Origin of the sequence: Desulfitobacterium sp. PCE1 (genome assembly GCF_000384015.1) — a bacterium.
Lineage (GTDB): Bacteria > Bacillota > Desulfitobacteriia > Desulfitobacteriales > Desulfitobacteriaceae > Desulfitobacterium > Desulfitobacterium dehalogenans.
In genome coordinates, this window is sequence record NZ_KB913023.1 from 3,099,104 (window position 1) to 3,116,604 (window position 17,501).

Genomic DNA, 17,501 nt, shown 5'->3' on the forward strand with positions numbered 1-17,501 from the left:
TACCTTCTTATTTTCCAAAAAAGCCTGCTTTTCTTAATGCTTCATAGATAATCACTAAACCCGGTCCTAAAATCAAACCAAAAGCACCCAATAATTTCAAACCAACATACATGGAAATAATGGTGGCCAAGGGATGAATCCCAATATTTTGGGACATGATTTTAGGTTCAATAATTTGCCTTACGACCATGGCTATCAAATATATGATTAAGAGCTTAATGCCCTCAGATACCGAACCCAAAATAAACAAACCAACAATCCAAGGGACAAAAATCATCCCTGTTCCGACGATGGGCAATAAATCTAAAAAGACAGAAATAAAACCAATGGTGAAGGCATAGGGGTTACCCATCCATACTAATCCTAAAGTCAAAATAAGGCCGGTTACAGAAACAAGTATGGCTTCCGCCCGAACGAATCCAACCACCGCAGCCCCCAGATCCCGGCTTACGGAATGGGCACTGGGCTTCCACTTTCGAGGGATCAGGTTGCTGAAAAAATTCTTGACTCCCGGGTAACTGGCACTCATAAAGAAGGTGGCAACGATGGATACGACTAAGACCACAAAAACTCCCGGCAAGGCGGAAATGAAATTCAAAAGAATCTTGCTGCCCGCGAGAGCCCAGCCCTGCAACGAGTCAATGAGTCCCTGAGTGGCATTATTGATGGAAATTTGGACTTGAGGATTGAGCTGGATAAAGTTGTCGACTGTGTCGAGAATGTTGTTAAAAAAAGTCACCAAATATCCGTAGCTGGGGAAAGAATGACCCAGGTCAGACAGCTCTGTATAGAGACGGGCTATAATCAAAAAGACGATACTGCCAATTCCAAAAATAGCAAGAACTAAGGCCAAAATTGCGGCGATGGGTCTGCTTGCCTTTAATCCGCGCATAAATCGTATGACCAAAGGTTCCAGCAAAAGGGCAATGAAAAAAGCAATAATGAAAGGTAAAAGCGCAGCAAGGAGTTGACTCATAACCCGGCTGAAAACAGGCATAAACTCCACAAAGAAAAATGTAATAACTTTGAGCAGCACCAAAATAAAGGTAATAACCGCTAAGCGATTAATATTTTGTTTAAGCTTCGGTTCCTCCTGAAGATTCACAGAATCACCTCACAAATAATGCCCAATAATACATAATGGGTATCACAAATAAAAGACTATCAAAGCGGTCGAGAATTCCCCCATGTCCTGGAATAACCTTCCCTGAATCTTTAATGTTTGCACTGCGTTTCAGGGCGGATTCGAACAGGTCACCAATCTGAGCACTGACAGCTACGACAATGCTTAAAACAATGTACGCTATAAAAGGGGCGCCGCCAATAATTTTCCACGCCAGGATGCCGCTTAGAATACAAAAAACCAGTCCCCCTAAGGAACCCTCTATGGTCTTTTTGGGACTGACGTGAGGGGCAAGTAAGCGCTTCCCCATGACTCTCCCTATAAGGTATGCAAAAGTGTCCGTAGCCCATACCAAAATAAAAGTGAGAATTGCCCAAGCTATTCCTTCAGAGAATCCTCGGATAAGATAGAGATGAGAAAACAGCACCACAGTGTAAATCGGAGCAAAACAATTATACCCTGCTTCTCCCAAATTAACCCTGGGATACCCTAAAGCCATTCTTCCCATAGCAAACAAAAGCCATGCAATCATTAAAGGAAATTTCCATTGGGTTTCGCCCGCAAACATCAGGTATAGCCATACCATGGAAAAGATACCCGAACTTATAGTCCATGCTTTAAATCCTAATTTTTCACCAATGGCCAGAGCTTCCTTAAGCGCTATGAGGGAAACCGTCGTCACAAGTAAAGCAGTATATACCCCTCCCAAATATGTCAATCCCAATATAATAGGGACAAAAACCAAGGCGCTTAGTGTTCTTGTCAGCATATGATACTCCTTACCGCTTGTTCAACCCGCCAAAACGACGCTCCCGCTTCTGAAACTCCAGAAGCGCTTCAATCAGTTGATCCGGATTAAAATCAGGCCACAAACATTCTGTGACAACAATCTCGGTGTAAGCAATCTGCCATAATAAAAAATTACTTACACGCAACTCCCCCGAAGTCCGAATGAGTAAATCCGGATCAGGTAATCCTGATGTAAACAGATGTTGTGAGATAACTTCTCCCGTAATTTCTTCAGGTGTCAACTCTTTCTTCATGACTTCTTCACAGAGCCGCCGTACTGCTGAAGTTATTTCTGCACGTCCACCATAATTTATGGCTAGATTGAGAATAAGCCCCCTATTGTTCTCTGTTTTTTTAAAAGAGCGCTTTAATTCTTTTTGCGCTTCCGAAGGGAGCTGTTCCATATTGCCAATCATTTGTATGCACACCTTATTCTGGTGGAGTTCATCCAATTCACGTCGTAAGTAATCGATTAATAGATTCATTAAAATATTGACTTCATCTTTGGGTCTACTCCAGTTTTCGGTGGAGAAAGCGTAAACCGTTAAGACCTTAATGCCAAGATTTGAACAAGCCTTAACAATATCCCTCAGTGCTTCGACGCCGGCCTTATGACCTACCGCTCGGGGTAAGCCTCGCTTCTGAGCCCAGCGGCCATTCCCATCCATGATAATAGCTATATGCCGCGGCAAATTATTCTTATCCAGCTGATCGACTAAGGTTTTGCTTTTCTCTTTTTTGTCCCAAAATCTATGCCACATTTCCATACCTCCAATGGGCAGACCTTAAAGAGGGTAAAGACCCCCTTATGTTTAAAGGGGGTCAAATCCACTGGAAATCAAACTTCCATGATTTCCTTTTCCTTTATACCCATAATACGATCAATTTCTTTTACGAATTTATCGGTCATCTTTTGTACATCATCCTGAGCCCGTTTGACTTCATCTTCTGAAGCCGTATGGTCTTTTTCCAGTTTCTTAAGGTCGTCATTGCAGTCCCGGCGGATGTTGCGTACTGCAACCCGGGATTCCTCAGCTTTTTTCTTCACAGTCTTTACGATTTCTGTTCTTCGTTCAGCGGTTAACTGAGGAATGATTAGACGAATAACTGCACCATCGCTTGAGGGATTCAATCCTAAATCAGATTTCAAAATCGCTTTCTCGATCATGGGCAGACTGGATTTATCCCAGGGCTGAATCGCAAGCATGCGAGGCTCCGGAACTGAAATATTGGCCAGCTGGTTCACTGGAGTTTGGGTCCCGTAGTACTCCACGGTGATCTTATCCAGCATGTTGGGATTGGCCCGCCCTGCACGAATCGTAGAATATTCTCTTTTTAGCGCTTCCACTGCTTTGACCATACGGTCTTCTGCTTCTTTTAAAACGTCATTAATCATTATTTATCCCTCCCTACATAGGTTCCAATGGATTCACCCATGATTCCTTTTAGGATATTACCCTTTTTGTTTAGGTCAAACACGATAAGAGGAATATTATTGTCCATACACAATGAAGCTGCTGTAGAGTCCATAACGCCCAATCCCTGGCTAAGAACATCTAGGAAGGTCAGTCTGTCATATTTCTTAGCTTCAGGATTTTTCAGGGGATCACAATCATAAACTCCATCCACACGTTTGGCCATAAGGATGGCTTCGGCTTCAATCTCCGCAGCACGCAGTGCTGCCGTGGTATCCGTTGAGAAATAAGGGTTTCCGGTCCCAGCCGCAAAAATAACAATGCGTCCTTTTTCAAGGTGGCGGATGGCCCGTCTTCTAATATAAGGTTCCGCCACTTGTCTCATCTCAATAGCGGACAAGACACGAGTAGCCGCACCAGCCTTTTCCAAGGCATCCTGCAACGCTAAAGCGTTCATTACCGTGGCAAGCATTCCCATATAATCCGCATTGGCCCGGTCCATCCCTTGATTGCTTCCCGCAATTCCTCTCCAGATGTTTCCACCACCAACCACTAAGGCCACTTCTACTCCAAGCTTCTGGATTTCAACAACTTGTTCTGCAACGGCTACAAGCATATCATGAGCAATACCAAAGCCCTGATTCCCGGCTAACGCTTCTCCGCTAAGTTTTAAGATAACCCGGCGATATCGTGGTGTTTCCATTGCTGAACCTCCAAATACATATTTCTACATAACGAAAAATAATCCTCTTCGCTATTCTAAAAAGAGAACACCTAAGTGTCCTCTAATTGCTTACCTTAGCGGTTCATTTCTTTCATAACTTCTGCAGCAAAGTCTTCTTGACGTTTCTCGATCCCTTCGCCCATTTCATAGCGAGTAAAGCGACGAATCACGATACGTTCTCCGATCTTAGCAGTCTTTTCAAGTACGAGATCATTAATGGTCTTATCCGGATCTTTCACAAATTCTTGCTCAAGCAGACATACTTCTTTATAGTATTTGGAGATCCTTCCTTCGACCATCTTATCAACGATCTTCTCGGGTTTTCCTTCATTTAGAGCCTGAGCTCTGAGAATATTCTTTTCATGCTCCAGTTCCTCTTCAGGAACATCCGCTTTCGAAAGGTAAAGGGGCTTTGCCGCAGCAATTTGCAAAGCGATATCTCTGGCAAATTGTTTGAAATCATCCGTATTGGCCACGAAATCTGTTTCACAGTTGATTTCGAGCATGACGCCGATTCTTCCGCCGCCATGAATATAGGCTTCAACGATTCCTTCGGCTGCGATGCGTCCTTCTTTCTTGGCTGCAGCAGCGAGACCTTTTTCACGAAGGAAATCAATCGCTTTATCCATATCGCCACCGACTTCGTTAAGAGCTTTTTTACAATCCATCATTCCGGCTCCGGTACGTTCACGGAGCTCTTTTACTTGAGCTGCACTAACTTCTGCCATGTTAAAACCCTCCAAACATTTGTATGTATTTCTTTCGACAGGACATTACAGAAAAGGAGCAGGATGAGCATCCGGGAAGCTTAACCAACCCTTCTTCACCCTGCCCCTCTACTTAATCCACATTTACCCGTATGGGGGATAATTATTCAGCAACGACTTCTTCAGCAGCTTCTTCTGCTGCTTCTTCAGCTTCATCGCTTCCTTGTTGTCCCTCAATGATGGCATCCGCTATACGACCTGTTAAGAGCTTCACTGCACGAATTGCGTCATCATTCGCTGGAATGACCACGTCGATTTCATCAGGATCACAGTTCGTATCCACAATACCAACGATAGGAATGTTCAAGCGATGGGCTTCAGCCACAGCGATCCGCTCTTTACGTGGATCCACAACGAACAAAGCATCCGGAAGTCTTTTCATGTTCTTGATTCCGCCTAAGAATCTCTCCAACTTCTCCATTTCATGGCGAAGTGAAGCAACTTCCTTTTTAGGAAGAACTTCGAATACTCCTTCAGCTTCCATCTTTTCCAATTCACGAAGACGGTTAACACGCTTTTGAATGGTTTGGAAGTTGGTCATCATGCCGCCGAGCCAACGCTCATTGACATAATACATACCGCAGCGTTCAGCTTCTTCTTTCACTGACTCCTGGGCTTGCTTCTTAGTACCGACAAACAAAACAGTACCGCCATCTGCCGCTAAATTCCGCACGTAATTGTAGGCTTCTTCTACCTTTCTTACGGTTTTTTGCAGGTCAATGATATAGATACCATTGCGCTCCGTAAAAATGTAACGAGCCATTTTAGGATTCCAACGACGAGTTTGATGACCGAAGTGAACACCGGCTTCTAGTAATTGCTTCATAGAAATTACAGCCATTGTGTTGCACCTCCTTTCTTGTTTTTTTCCTCCGCAGGTTCATCTTTTGGCTTACCCTGATCTCAGGGAACTTAAGCCGCCATCCCTCTGCGTGTGTAGTCATTTCACACTGCGAATAGGATATCATAGTTGGAACTCCAATGCAACAAAAAGCTTATGCACAGGAAAAGTTTGTCCGAATTTCATTCTCTTTGATGTACTGCTCCAACTCTGTCATCAGTTCCGGAAAAGGAAAATAGAGATCGCTGAGATAATAATCTTGTTTTTTGGTTTTGATCTGAACGATTTCCTTGCCTTGCTTGGTCGTAAAAAGGGCAATTCGGCGAATCTCAGCAGGGGAGAGGCTGTACTCTCCCCTCAGAGAACCAAAGACTAACTGATTGTCACTGATCCGAAAACTCTTGCTCCGTCCATAAACACATACGGCGACAATCCCCAGAGCGGTAAGACCATAGATAACCCGCAGTATATTCGTTTCCAAAGCCGAAATCTTTAATCCGTAGTGCAGACCAGCTAAAGCAAGTGGGGCAATGACGAGATATAGTCCCCCGGGAATCAGCAAAGGCTTCACTTGATAGGAATAAACCTGTTCTTCCATCGAGATCCCTCCACCTTTGTGTTTACAGGGATTATTTATTGTGGCTGATTTTGTCCAGCTCTTCCAGGAGATAATCATTCAATACGCGGATGTAGGTCCCTTTCATCCCTAAAGATTTGGATTCAATCACACCGGCGGATTCAAATTTTCTTAAGGCGTTGACAATGACGGAACGGGTAATTCCCACACGGTCGGCGATCTTGCTGGCAACCAGTAATCCATCCCCGCCTCCCAGTTCGGCAAAGATATGCTCTACAGCTTCCAATTCTGAATAAGACAAGGTGCCTACAGCGATTTGGACAGCCGCTTTCTTCCGGGCTTCTTCTTCTGCCCGCTCAGCTTTTATCCGCAGGATTTCCATACCAACTACTGTAGCTCCGTATTCAGCAAGGATTAAATCTGCTTCGCTGAAATCCTGATCGAATTTTGCCAATACTAATGTTCCCACGCGTTCTCCGCCTCCGAGAATCGGGACAATCGTGGTAATTTTATTGTTGAAATGACAACGCTCTTTTTCGTTAAATACGCATCCGTTGGCTACTTGAGTTGTATTGGACCGAGTTTCTGTTACCTTTAATAATCCTTCATTATAGCTTTCAGGAAAACGCTCGGTATGAACAACGATGTCTTCCATGGTGTTGCAGCCAAAATTAGGCATAAAGCTATAGCCCAGAATCTTGCCACGACGTCCTACGATATAGCAGTTGGACTGAATGGATTCACTGAGCACATTGGCCATTTCATCGAAGTCTACTGGATGTCCGGCAGCCTTCTGGATTAATTTACTGATACCTCTTGTTTTTTCCAATAAGTTTTTCATTGCGAAAATTCCTCCTATTATTTAAACCCTGATTCAAATTCCCTGTTAAAGGATATACCTGGAAAGATCCTGATTCCTTACGATATTTCCAAGCCGGTGTTGAATATATTCCCGATTAATCGTAACCGTATAATCTTCAGGCAGCTCCGAGGCTTCGAAGGACAATTCCTCCAAGACTCTTTCCACGATGGTATGAAGTCTTCTGGCCCCGATGTTTTCTGTGTTGGAATTCACTTCGTAGGCAACTTTTGCTAATTCATCAATAGCATTCTCTGTAAACTCGACCTTTATCCCTTCGGTTTCCAGCAGGGCACTGTACTGCTTAATTAACGAGGATTGGGGCTCAGTCAGAATCCGTTTAAAATCCTCAATGCTCAGGGATTCCAGTTCAACCCGGATGGGAAAGCGCCCCTGAAGCTCGGGAATAAGGTCCGATGGTTTGGCCACGTGAAATGCACCGGCTGCTATAAACAGGATGTGATCGGTCTTTACGGGTCCGTACTTTGTGTTAATCGTGGAGCCTTCCACAATAGGCAGTATGTCCCTCTGGACGCCTCCCCTGGATACATCGGGACCCGAAGCTCCCTCTCTTCCGGCAATCTTATCGATTTCGTCGAGGAAAACCATCCCTTCTTGTTCTGCCCGGCGAATCGCTTCTTGAACAGCTTCATCATGATCAATGAGCTTCTGTGCCTCTTCAGTGGTTAGGATACGACGAGCCTCTCTGACTGTAACTTTCCGTTTATGCCGCTTTTTGGGAAGCATTCCTGCCATCATATCCTGAAGATTTGTATTAATTTCCATGCCGGTTCCTAAAAAATCAGGGAGAAGGGGTTGGTTGTCCTCTACCTCAACCTCGATGACTTGATCATCAAGTTCTCCACTGCGCAAGCGTTCACGTATAAACGACCGATCTCTTTCAATCTCGGGAGTTACCGTCTCATCTTTTTCTTGTCCTTGGTTAAACAAAAATTGGAAAGGGTTTGACGAATTATTTTCCTGGCGTTTCCCTGGAACGAGTAGGGCTTCAAGGCGCTTTTCCGCAGCTTGTGCAGCCTGAATCTCCACCTCTTCCATCTTCTCCGTCTTAACCATGCGCAAAGAAATTTCCACTAAATCACGGATGATGGATTCAACATCTCTGCCCACATAGCCCACTTCCGTAAACTTTGTGGCTTCCACTTTAAGAAAAGGAGCTCGTACCAGTTTGGCCAGGCGTCTGGCAATCTCAGTTTTCCCAACCCCTGTGGGGCCTATCATGAGAATATTCTTAGGGAGAACTTCTTCTTGCATCCCTTCGGAAAGCAAGCTCCTTCTGAAGCGATTACGGAGAGCTATTGCTACTGACCGTTTAGCTTGGTTTTGACCTACGATATATCGATCCAGTTCCCGGACAGTTTCCCGTGGTGTAAGTTGTTCCATTGGCTCCCCTCCTTACAGTTCTTCAACAATAATTTGGTCATTGGTATATACGCAAATAGACGAAGCAACCTCCATAGCCTCTTGAACAAGCTGTGCAGGTTGGAGATCTGTATTTTTAACCAATGCCCGGGCTGCTGCTAAAGCATAGTTACCACCGGAGCCAATCGCCGCTATTCCATCATCAGGTTCGATGACCTCACCAGAGCCTGAAATTAAGAGCATGCTTTGTTTATCTGCTACAATGAGCAGAGCTTCAAGATTGCGAAGTGCCTTATCCATCCGCCAGTCTTTGGCAAGCTCTACAGCAGCTCGTTGGAGATTTCCTTGGTATTCCTCAAGCTTATTTTCAAATTTCTCGAAGAGTGTAAAAGCATCGGCAACGGAACCAGCGAACCCGGCAAGAACTTTGCCGTGGAACAGTCGGCGCACTTTTCTTGCTTTATGCTTCATAACAGTTGCCTGGCCCATAGTAACCTGGCCATCACCAGCCATTGCTACCTGGTTATCCTTTTTTACGGCAACGATGGTCGTTGCATGGAACATAGGAATACCTCCTTATATCGGCAGTTTACAGAATTATTGGGTAAGTGTCAAGGGAAGTTGTGTACAATTGTTGTCTTTTTGTGAAAATTTACAAGCCCCTTACATTTTCTTTGCCCGGGGATGACTTTGCTCATAGATTTCCCGTAATCGTTCCTTCGTTAAATGAGTATAGATCTGGGTAGAGGAGAGCTTGGCATGCCCCAATAGCTCCTGGACGCTGCGAAGATCAGCTCCGCCATCAAGTAAATGGGTGGCAAAGGAGTGACGAAGCATATGGGGATGAAGGTGTTGTGATAACCCAGCCTCCAGCGCCAATCCATCGAGAATCCGGCGTATGGAACGAACGGATAACCGCGATCCCTGGTAATTCAAGAGTAACGCCTCTTGTTCATCCTCTCTCATGTTCAGATACTTCCGGGCGGCTTCCAGGGCGTAATGGGTTAAGGGAACGATTCTCTCTTTATTTCCTTTTCCGCGAACCCGAAGAAGGGAAGTCCCCTCATCGATATCCTGACGATTAAGATCGGCCAGCTCGCTGACCCGTAAGCCGGATCCGTAGAGCAATTCCAGGATCACCTGATCCCGCGCCCCCAGCAGTGTGGTGCAGTCAGGAGTGCGAATTAGTTTATCCAGTTCTTCTATCGAGAGAAAGTGGGGCAGCTTCCTTCCTAACTTAGGGGTGGCTATGCGCTGAATAGGATTTTTCTGCAGGATTCCTTCCCGGCATAGGAATTTAAAAAAGGCTCTCAAGGCAGAAAGTTTGCGGGCCATGCTTTTTCTCTCCAGGCCCCGGTCCGTCATTTCCCCAAGGAAACTGCGAACGATGTATATATCCACCTGATCGACGGTTATTTTTTCCGGTTCTTCGCCTAACTCCCGGGCGGCGAAATCAAAGAATTGGATGAGGTCATTATGGTAAGCTATGAGCGTATGCTCAGATCGGTTTTGGGTTTTAAGGTGGCCGTCGAATAAGCTGAGGGCATGATCGGCTTGCATGGTGCATTCTCACCTCTTCGTTTTTAGAATGAAAACTTTGGCCGGGTCGTGTAGCTTTGCGCACAACGCTCTCTCCGTAGCTCCAGGGCTGGTCAACTCGCTTTCTTAACAGCTACGCCAAACCCCGCTGCTTTCTGCATGCGAACCGTGGCTGCGCTATGTTAAGAAAGCCTCGTTGACCCGACCGCCCCTCCGCTAAATCCGTTCGCTTTTGTGCGCAAAGCTACGCTTGCGGGTCCTTTTCACGTCCTCATAAGATACTCGAACAAATGCTTGAAAACCCACCCAAGGATTATGCTTTCCGAAAGAGAACAGCTTTAGGCGAGCGGATACCGAACTTCGCGAAGAGCCTGAGCGATTAGTTCGGTCCGCGCAGACTATAGAGTGAACGTGGAAAATATAATCCTGGAGAGTTTGCTTTCGCTTAATTAAGCCCCTCCGCTGCTTTGAACTCCTCCAGCTTCGCTAAAGCCCGTGCGGAGATTTTTGCGTTTTTCTCCTTTTTAGCTTTGATACGGACCTCTAGAGGTGGGAGAAGACCGTAGTTGATGCTCATAGGTTGGAAGTCCACGCTGGGGGATCCTTCTAAATGGCGAGCCAGAGAGCCAAGGGCTGTTTCCTGTGGGAAAATAAGGGTGGGCAGGTTCTTGAGGCGGCGAACGGCGTTGAGACCTGCCACTAAGCCGCTGGCTGTAGATTCTACATAGCCTTCTACTCCGGTGATTTGACCGGCAAAAAAGAGATTGGGCGATTTTTGGAGGCTGTAGTCGGCCTTTAATACTTTGGGGGCATTTAAGAAGGTATTGCGATGCATGACTCCGAAACGGACGAATTCGGCATTTTCTAAGCCTGGAATAAGACGGAAAACCCGTTGCTGCTCTCCCCATTTGAGATGGGTTTGGAAACCCACCAAATTAAAAAGGGTCCCTGCGCGGTTTTCTTTGCGGAGCTGTACAACAGCATAGGATCGTTTGCCAGTGCGTGCATCGATAAGGCCTACGGGTTTAAGAGGGCCAAAGGTCAGGGTTTGCTCTCCCCGGGCTGCCATGACCTCGACGGGCATACAGCCTTCAAAGATTTTACCTTTTTCAAAGCCTTTGACTTCAGCCGTCTCGGCCTTGATGAGTTCGTTGTAAAAAATTTTGTATTCTTCTTCAGTCATGGGACAATTCAAATAATCTGGGTCCCCTTTATCATAACGAGAGGCCCAGAAGGCTTTTTCCATATTAATCGACTCTAAGGTAACGATGGGAGCTGCAGCATCGTAAAAGGAAAGGGCATCCTCACCTGTCACCTTCTGGATGTCCAGCGCTAAATCCTCCGAGGTCAATGGCCCTGAGGCAATCACAGCAATACCCGATGGGGGAAGTGACTTGACCTCTTCCCGGTGAACTTGGATCAGGGGATGCTCTTCGAGAATTTTTGTTATTTCTTGAGAAAATTTCTCACGGTCAACGGCTAGAGCGCCTCCCGCAGGTACAGCGTACCGGTCTGCTGCTCTCATGAGTAACGAATCCAGCCGGCGCATCTCTTCTTTTAACAGTCCGGCTGCGTTATCCAATCCTGCCCCTTTAAGAGAATTACTGCAGACCAATTCGGCAAAATGCTCTGTATGATGGGCCGGTGTCATTTTCACCGGCCTCATTTCATAAAGCTCAACTTCTATTCCTTGTCGGGCAATCTGCCAGGCGGCTTCCGCTCCGGCCAGACCTGCCCCGATCACTGTAATGGCTGACATATTATTCTGCTTGCTCCTCTACTTGCTTGTCAAAACGGCATTCGGAATTCGTACAGACATATTTTTTCCCTTGCTTCGAGGTTTTAACCACCATTAATCCTCCGCATTTTGGACAGGGTTCCGGTGCCGGCAACTCCCAGGATACGAATTCACATTCCGGATAAGTGCTGCAGCCATAGAATTTTCTGCCCTTTTTGCTGCGCCGGATAACAAGCGGGTTCCCGCAATCGGGGCATGACCTTCCGACCTCTTCCAACAAAGGCTTTGTATTACGGCATTCGGGGAAGCCTGGGCAAGCCAGAAATTTGCCATAACGTCCCATTTTGATCACCATGTTACGTCCGCAGTTTTCACAGATTTCCTCCGATACCTTATCTTCGATTTGTACTTTACCCATAAGCTGATCGGCTTCCTCTAAGGATTCCGCAAAGGGGCCATAGAATTCCCGAATGACGGCTTTCCAGGGTAAAGCCCCTTCTTCAATATCATCCAGCCTTTTCTCCATATTTGCGGTAAATTCCAAATCCACAATTTCCGGAAAATACTCTGTTAGAATGGAGATGACGATTTCTCCCAATTCTGTAGGAGAAAGCTGTTTTCCTTCTTTAGCCACATAGCCCCGTGATTGGATCGTTTCGATAGTAGGGGCATAGGTACTGGGCCGGCCAATTCCCTCCTCCTCCATTTTTCGCACCAAGGAAGCTTCCGTATACTTAGGAGGCGGTTCTGTAAAATGCTGCTTCTCTTGGAGATGAACGGCACTAAGACTCTCATGGGGCTGAATATTGGCCGCGAGGGTCCCTTCTTGTTGGTCCTCATTCTCATCCTGTCCATCTTCGTAAACGGCAAGATATCCAGGAAAACGCACCGTGGAAGCGTTAGCACGAAACAGGTACTCACCGGCTTCTACTTCAACGGTTAACGTATCAAGGATAGCCGCGCTCATTTGGCTTGCTAAGAAACGGTCCCAGATTAATCGGTAAAGACGAAGTTGATCCCGGGACAAGAATTCCTTCATGGAGTCCGGGGTTCTCAATATGGAAGTAGGGCGAACGGCCTCATGAGCCTCTTGGGCCCGGCCTTTGCTTTTAAATTGACGTGGTTCCGGCGGGTAATAATCCTCCCCATAGTGATCCACAATAAAATCCTTGGCTTCCTCCTGAGCAATTTCCGAAATCCTCACGGAGTCGGTACGCATATAGGTAATTAAACCTATACCTCCTGCTTTACCCAGCTCTATCCCTTCGTAGAGCTGTTGGGCCAGCATCATGGTCCTTTTGGGTGACATATTCAGCTTGCGATGAGCTTCCTGTTGCAGGCTGCTGGTGGTAAAGGGAGGGGATGGTTGTTTCTTTTTCTCCCTGGTACGAACATCTTTAACCCGGTATGACTGGTCGGCCAGTTCTTGGAGAACCTTCTTCATCTCTTCTTCCGAAGCAATGGTGATCTTGTGATCCCCTTTCCTGGCAAGCTTAGCAGAAAATACCCCTCCCTCACTTTTCAAGGAAGCGGTCAATGTCCAGTACTCTTCCGGAATAAACTCCCGTATCTCTTCTTCCCGATCACAGATTAAACGGACGGCAACCGATTGAACCCGCCCGGCACTTAAGCCCTTTTTCACTTTTCTCCAAAGGAACGGACTCAACTGGTACCCCACCAAACGATCTAAGACACGACGGGCTTGTTGGGCATCTACTTTGCTGGAATCAATCTGACGGGGATGTTTAATCGCTGCCGTGATGGCTGGTTTTGTAATCTCATGGAATTCAATACGGCACTTCTCTGATAGATCCAACCCAAGCAGGTGGCCTAAATGCCAAGCAATAGCTTCCCCTTCGCGGTCAGGGTCAGAGGCCAGAAGAACTTTATTGGCAGACTTGGCGGCAGCGCGAAGCTCTTTAATTAAATCTCCTCGTCCACGGATAGCTATATATTTGGGTTCAAAATCTTTGTCTACGTCAACTCCCATTTGGCTTTTAGGCAAATCCCGCAAATGTCCCATGGACGCTTTGACTGTATAATTATTGCTCAAAAATTTGCTTATGGATTTAGCCTTAGCCGGAGATTCAACGATCACTAGTGTTTTAGCCATACATCACCTCAAGAAATCTTAACGTCTTATTTTGCTTTCACAATGTATATTACAAGCCCGAATTTTCAAAATCTTGAATCACTTTAGCTTGAGTGGTTATAAGTAAACTAGCCTAATATTATCTTCTTTTCCATAGTATGTCTAGCACTTATAAGCTAATACATAAAATTGACCCGGTAGTTGTTCGATGCGGCCGGCAAGTTGGAGTTCAAGCAAGGCTAAGGGAATTTGCTCAGGGGGAACCTCTGAATTCATCGTAATCTGATCAATATGAGTGGGGATATCACTTAATTGGTTCAGAATCTGTTGCTGCTCGCAGCTTATTCCCCGTTGATCTTCCTGCTTCCCGATGTCCGCTGACACCGTATCTCTATCTGCAGAGGGATTGGTCATATGACCTGCTCCGGCAAAGGAAGGAATCTCTGTACATACATCTTCAAAACCTTCCACCAGCTTGGCACCTTGCCGAATAAGATGGTTAGGCCCTTTGCTCATCTGACTGAAAATAGGTCCAGGTACTGCAAAAACTTCACGGCCTTGCTCCAGAGCGAAGTCCACAGTGATTAAGGCTCCACTTTTCAGGGCGGCTTCCACAACCACGACCCCTCTGGACATTCCGCTGATCAAGCGATTGCGTGCTGGAAATAATTGAGGTTCAGGAGGCATCCCCGGGGCAAATTCACTCCATAAAGCACCACCCTTTGCCATTATTTCTTCAGCGAGCTTTTGATTTTCCGGAGGATACATATGCTTCAATCCACAGCCCATGACCGCCCAGGTTATTCCCCTTCCGGCCAGTGCTCCCCGATGAGCAGCGGTATCGATGCCCCTGGCTAACCCGCTAACCACAATAATCCCCTGTCCGGCGACTTCTTTGGCCAGTGATTCAGCTGCAGCTCTCCCATAAGGAGTAGCTTTACGAGCCCCGACAATGGCCAGAGCTTCCTGCCCGACGGGTAAGGTCCCTTTGTAATAGAGCAGCGGCGGAACATCCGTCAATTGACGCAGCAAATCCGGATAACCCTCTTCTTCAGGAATGACCAACTTTATTCCATGATCATGTAAGGACTCCAGAATATCCGCAGGATGGATCTCTTTACTCTTTTGCACAATCTGCTGCAGCCAGTGCTCATCTTGTAGCTCTTGGCTCCCTTCGATTTGCTGCAAAGCGTTTAAGGCGCTCCCGAAGCGGGCAATCAGCTGGCGCAGTCTGCCGCTTCCTACGCCCTGTATGGTATGTAGCATAGCTCGGATAAGTTTTTCTTCTAATAATATATCCTTTATTGTTTCCTTTAAACTCTCTTTCCCCATAGGCCAACCCTCCCCCGTCCATCAATTCGCGACTTTGGGGATTTTTTCCTGCGTCGAGCTATGTCGAATTTTATACTATTATTGAAAATAATGAAGTATTCTCGCAAAATCATTTTTTTCCTGCCTGACTTTGCTCAAATCCCCAACTGTTTCTAATCTTTTCCGAAAACCTCCCCAGGTAAACTCTTAATTATGCTCCCCTTTCCTTGCGCCGCCCCCGGGGGGTTAATGTGGATTTAGCTGGTTTTTCTTCTTCTGCCTGAACTGCCGGCCCCGGTTCCTCGGTTCCGTCCAAAGGCTTCTTTGTGGTCTCTTTACTTTTAGTCTTGGACTTCTTTTGATCAGGGGAACCCTCTGCTCCTTTATTTTTCTTCTCAGGGTTTCCTTTTTTCTGATCGGTCATGGCAATGCTTGCCCGTAGAGCCTCCATTAAATCGATGACCTTTCCTGGTTCCGGCGCAGTGCTAACCTGATAAGTTTCTCCGGACACTTTTTTCTCGATGAGCTCTTTCACTTGCTCCCGCAATTCATCCCGGTATTTCTCGGGTTCAAAAGGAGCCGCTAAATTCTCAATGAGCTGACGAGCCATGGCAATCTCCGTGTCCGTAGGAGATACATTATCCCAACTTGACTCCAAATGTCTAATTTCCGCCGGATAGTACATTGTTTCTAAGACCATAACATTTTGATCAATCACCCTGAGACAAGCGAGATGTTGTTTGGAGCGCATAGTCAATTTAGCTATTGCCACTTTCCCAGTGTCGGACATAGCTTGACAAAGTAATTTATAGGCTTTATGAGCCGTCTCTTCCGGGCTTAAGTAATAGGATTTTTGATAGTAGACCGGGTCAATATCACTAAGATCGATAAAATCCAGTATATCAATGGAGCGGCTCATGGGGGCTTCCAGGGTCGCTAAGTCTTCCTCCTCCATAATGACATAATGATCCTTCTCATATTCATAACCTTTAACTATATTTTCGGCAGCTACTTCTACTTCACAATGGGGGCATTTCTTGATATAGCGAAGTCGATTATGACAGTCTTTATGTAAATAGTTAAAGTGAAATTCATGAGTTTCTGTGGCGGCATGCATTTTGACCGGAACATTGACTAAGCCGAAACTAATTGAACCTTTCCATACGGTATGCATGAAATACACCTCCTCAAGCTTTATTGTAAGCCGGAGATTAAAGTTCATTCGATGTTAATGACTTAGATTATTGGCATTCCATCCATCAAAAGGCAACAAACCCTTATCAAGGAATTATGCAAAAACTCTAAAGAAAACTTGGCTGGCGCCAAGCCTCTGGCAAAGGCGGCTGCCTAGTTGCTCTTATGCTTAGAAAGTATATAACGTAAGTTTATACTTTCTGACAGTGCAAAAAAAGAGTGCCCCACTCTACCTTTTCAGGTTACGGGCACTCTTTACTACTTAAATATTCTAATATAAGTTAAATTACTTTGCAGCTTTCGCAGCATCTACAATCGCTTTGATATAGCCGGCAGTGTCAGCTAAAGTAGAACCGGATACAGTATCAACAGGCATCTTTTCTGCAGGAGTAGACGAAAGGGTTCCTTCTAATTCGGAGATGGTTTTTCCTTCGCAGAATTCTACGATAGCGTTGAAGTTGTCAGCATAGGCAACGGTAGATCCGGCTTTTTCCTTCATGTTAGCGCTGTAGTACTCATTGTTGTCAATTTTGGAAGCAAGAACTTGAGCAGGATCCTTATAGTTCTTTGCAGCCAGGCCTTCAGAATTAGCAAGACCTTTAGCCTTATCAGCAGGCATGAATTGATACTCATCAAGTGATACACCAACAATCTTGTCCCCTTGAACTGCAACAACAGCAATGGCTACCGCATTGGTACCATGAGCTGCTGCATCAACGCGGCCCATTTTGATGGGCTCCGGAGTTGAAGCAGGAGCGGCTGCAGGAGCTTGGCTTGAACAACCAGCAAGTCCAATAACTAAACCCAAAGAAAGTACAACACCCAAAATCTTTTTCATCTCTTTTTTTCCTCCCTAATCTCGAGAACGTACAATTTTTTTCATTTCAGCTTATTAAGCTAAAGACTAACAATAAAAAGAAACTCCTCCTGTGAAGAAATATCTCTTCTACTCTATGACCCATAAATGAGTCTCTCTGTGAAAGAATGTATTTTAGCATAAAACACGGTGATGTGAACCTACAGTGATATGAACTCGATTGCCATCATAGATTATTGGATTAGTGCAAAGCTAGTTGCATAGGCTAACTATTGTCACTCCAATATTTGCATCTACTACATTTGTCACAACAAGTATCTGGCCAAAAAAAA

The 17,501-nt window shown here is 45.7% G+C and carries 17 protein-coding genes; all 17 read right to left on the bottom strand.

Going from position 1 to position 17,501, the window contains the following annotated elements:
• Positions 1-7: 7 nt before the first annotated feature.
• The 17 genes from ytvI to DESPCE1_RS0115575 all read right to left on the bottom strand — a co-directional run bounded on the left by ytvI (position 8) and on the right by DESPCE1_RS0115575 (position 17,190).
• On the bottom strand, positions 8-1,105 hold the full coding sequence (gene ytvI, locus DESPCE1_RS0115495; protein WP_019850986.1) for a sporulation integral membrane protein YtvI: 1,098 nt from the start codon (positions 1,103-1,105) through the stop codon (positions 8-10).
• 4 nt (positions 1,106-1,109) lie between these two features.
• On the bottom strand, positions 1,110-1,892 hold the full coding sequence (locus DESPCE1_RS0115500; RefSeq protein WP_014794876.1) for a phosphatidate cytidylyltransferase: 783 nt from the start codon (positions 1,890-1,892) through the stop codon (positions 1,110-1,112).
• Between the two features lie 10 nt (positions 1,893-1,902).
• On the bottom strand, positions 1,903-2,673 hold the full coding sequence (locus DESPCE1_RS0115505; RefSeq protein ID WP_019850987.1) for an isoprenyl transferase: 771 nt from the start codon (positions 2,671-2,673) through the stop codon (positions 1,903-1,905).
• Positions 2,674-2,750: 77 nt separating this feature from the next.
• Entirely contained in the window at positions 2,751-3,308 is a 558-nt protein-coding gene (gene frr / locus DESPCE1_RS0115510; protein ID WP_014794878.1) for a ribosome recycling factor, read from the bottom strand.
• Positions 3,308-4,030, bottom strand: coding sequence for a UMP kinase (gene pyrH / locus DESPCE1_RS0115515; protein ID WP_014794879.1), 723 nt, complete (start codon positions 4,028-4,030; stop codon positions 3,308-3,310). The genes frr and pyrH overlap by 1 nt, the downstream gene beginning before the upstream one ends.
• Before the next feature lie 95 nt (positions 4,031-4,125).
• Positions 4,126-4,779 (bottom strand): translation elongation factor Ts, encoded by a 654-nt coding sequence (gene tsf, locus DESPCE1_RS0115520; protein ID WP_014794880.1) that lies wholly within the window; start codon positions 4,777-4,779, stop codon positions 4,126-4,128.
• A gap of 142 nt (positions 4,780-4,921) precedes the next feature.
• Positions 4,922-5,659, bottom strand: coding sequence for a 30S ribosomal protein S2 (gene rpsB / locus DESPCE1_RS0115525; RefSeq protein WP_014794881.1), 738 nt, complete (start codon positions 5,657-5,659; stop codon positions 4,922-4,924).
• 154 nt (positions 5,660-5,813) lie between these two features.
• Positions 5,814-6,257 (bottom strand): hypothetical protein, encoded by a 444-nt coding sequence (locus DESPCE1_RS0115530; protein ID WP_019850988.1) that lies wholly within the window; start codon positions 6,255-6,257, stop codon positions 5,814-5,816.
• Positions 6,258-6,288: 31 nt separating this feature from the next.
• Positions 6,289-7,077, bottom strand: coding sequence for a GTP-sensing pleiotropic transcriptional regulator CodY (gene codY, locus DESPCE1_RS0115535; protein ID WP_014794883.1), 789 nt, complete (start codon positions 7,075-7,077; stop codon positions 6,289-6,291).
• A 45-nt stretch (positions 7,078-7,122) separates the two neighbouring features.
• A complete protein-coding gene (gene hslU, locus DESPCE1_RS0115540; RefSeq protein ID WP_019850989.1) occupies positions 7,123-8,499 on the bottom strand; it encodes an ATP-dependent protease ATPase subunit HslU in 1,377 nt (458 codons plus the stop codon).
• Positions 8,500-8,511: 12 nt separating this feature from the next.
• Positions 8,512-9,042, bottom strand: coding sequence for an ATP-dependent protease subunit HslV (gene hslV / locus DESPCE1_RS0115545; RefSeq protein ID WP_014794885.1), 531 nt, complete (start codon positions 9,040-9,042; stop codon positions 8,512-8,514).
• A gap of 99 nt (positions 9,043-9,141) precedes the next feature.
• Positions 9,142-10,038: a tyrosine recombinase XerC gene (gene xerC, locus DESPCE1_RS0115550; RefSeq protein WP_019850990.1), complete on the bottom strand. Its 897-nt coding sequence runs from the start codon at positions 10,036-10,038 to the stop codon at positions 9,142-9,144.
• A 424-nt stretch (positions 10,039-10,462) separates the two neighbouring features.
• Positions 10,463-11,776, bottom strand: a complete 1,314-nt coding sequence (trmFO, locus tag DESPCE1_RS0115555) for a methylenetetrahydrofolate--tRNA-(uracil(54)-C(5))-methyltransferase (FADH(2)-oxidizing) TrmFO (protein ID WP_019850991.1) — start codon at positions 11,774-11,776, stop codon at positions 10,463-10,465.
• Between the two features lies 1 nt (position 11,777).
• The gene (gene topA, locus DESPCE1_RS0115560) at positions 11,778-13,868 is read right to left on the bottom strand and encodes a type I DNA topoisomerase (protein WP_014794888.1); all 2,091 of its coding nucleotides are present in this window, start codon (positions 13,866-13,868) and stop codon (positions 11,778-11,780) included.
• Between the two features lie 141 nt (positions 13,869-14,009).
• Positions 14,010-15,179: a DNA-processing protein DprA gene (gene dprA / locus DESPCE1_RS0115565; protein ID WP_014794889.1), complete on the bottom strand. Its 1,170-nt coding sequence runs from the start codon at positions 15,177-15,179 to the stop codon at positions 14,010-14,012.
• A 190-nt stretch (positions 15,180-15,369) separates the two neighbouring features.
• Complete coding sequence (locus DESPCE1_RS0115570; RefSeq protein ID WP_019850992.1) at positions 15,370-16,332, bottom strand: Ku protein; 963 nt, start codon at positions 16,330-16,332, stop codon at positions 15,370-15,372.
• Between the two features lie 306 nt (positions 16,333-16,638).
• Positions 16,639-17,190 (bottom strand): hypothetical protein, encoded by a 552-nt coding sequence (locus DESPCE1_RS0115575; protein WP_014794891.1) that lies wholly within the window; start codon positions 17,188-17,190, stop codon positions 16,639-16,641.
• Positions 17,191-17,501: the final 311 nt, after the last annotated feature.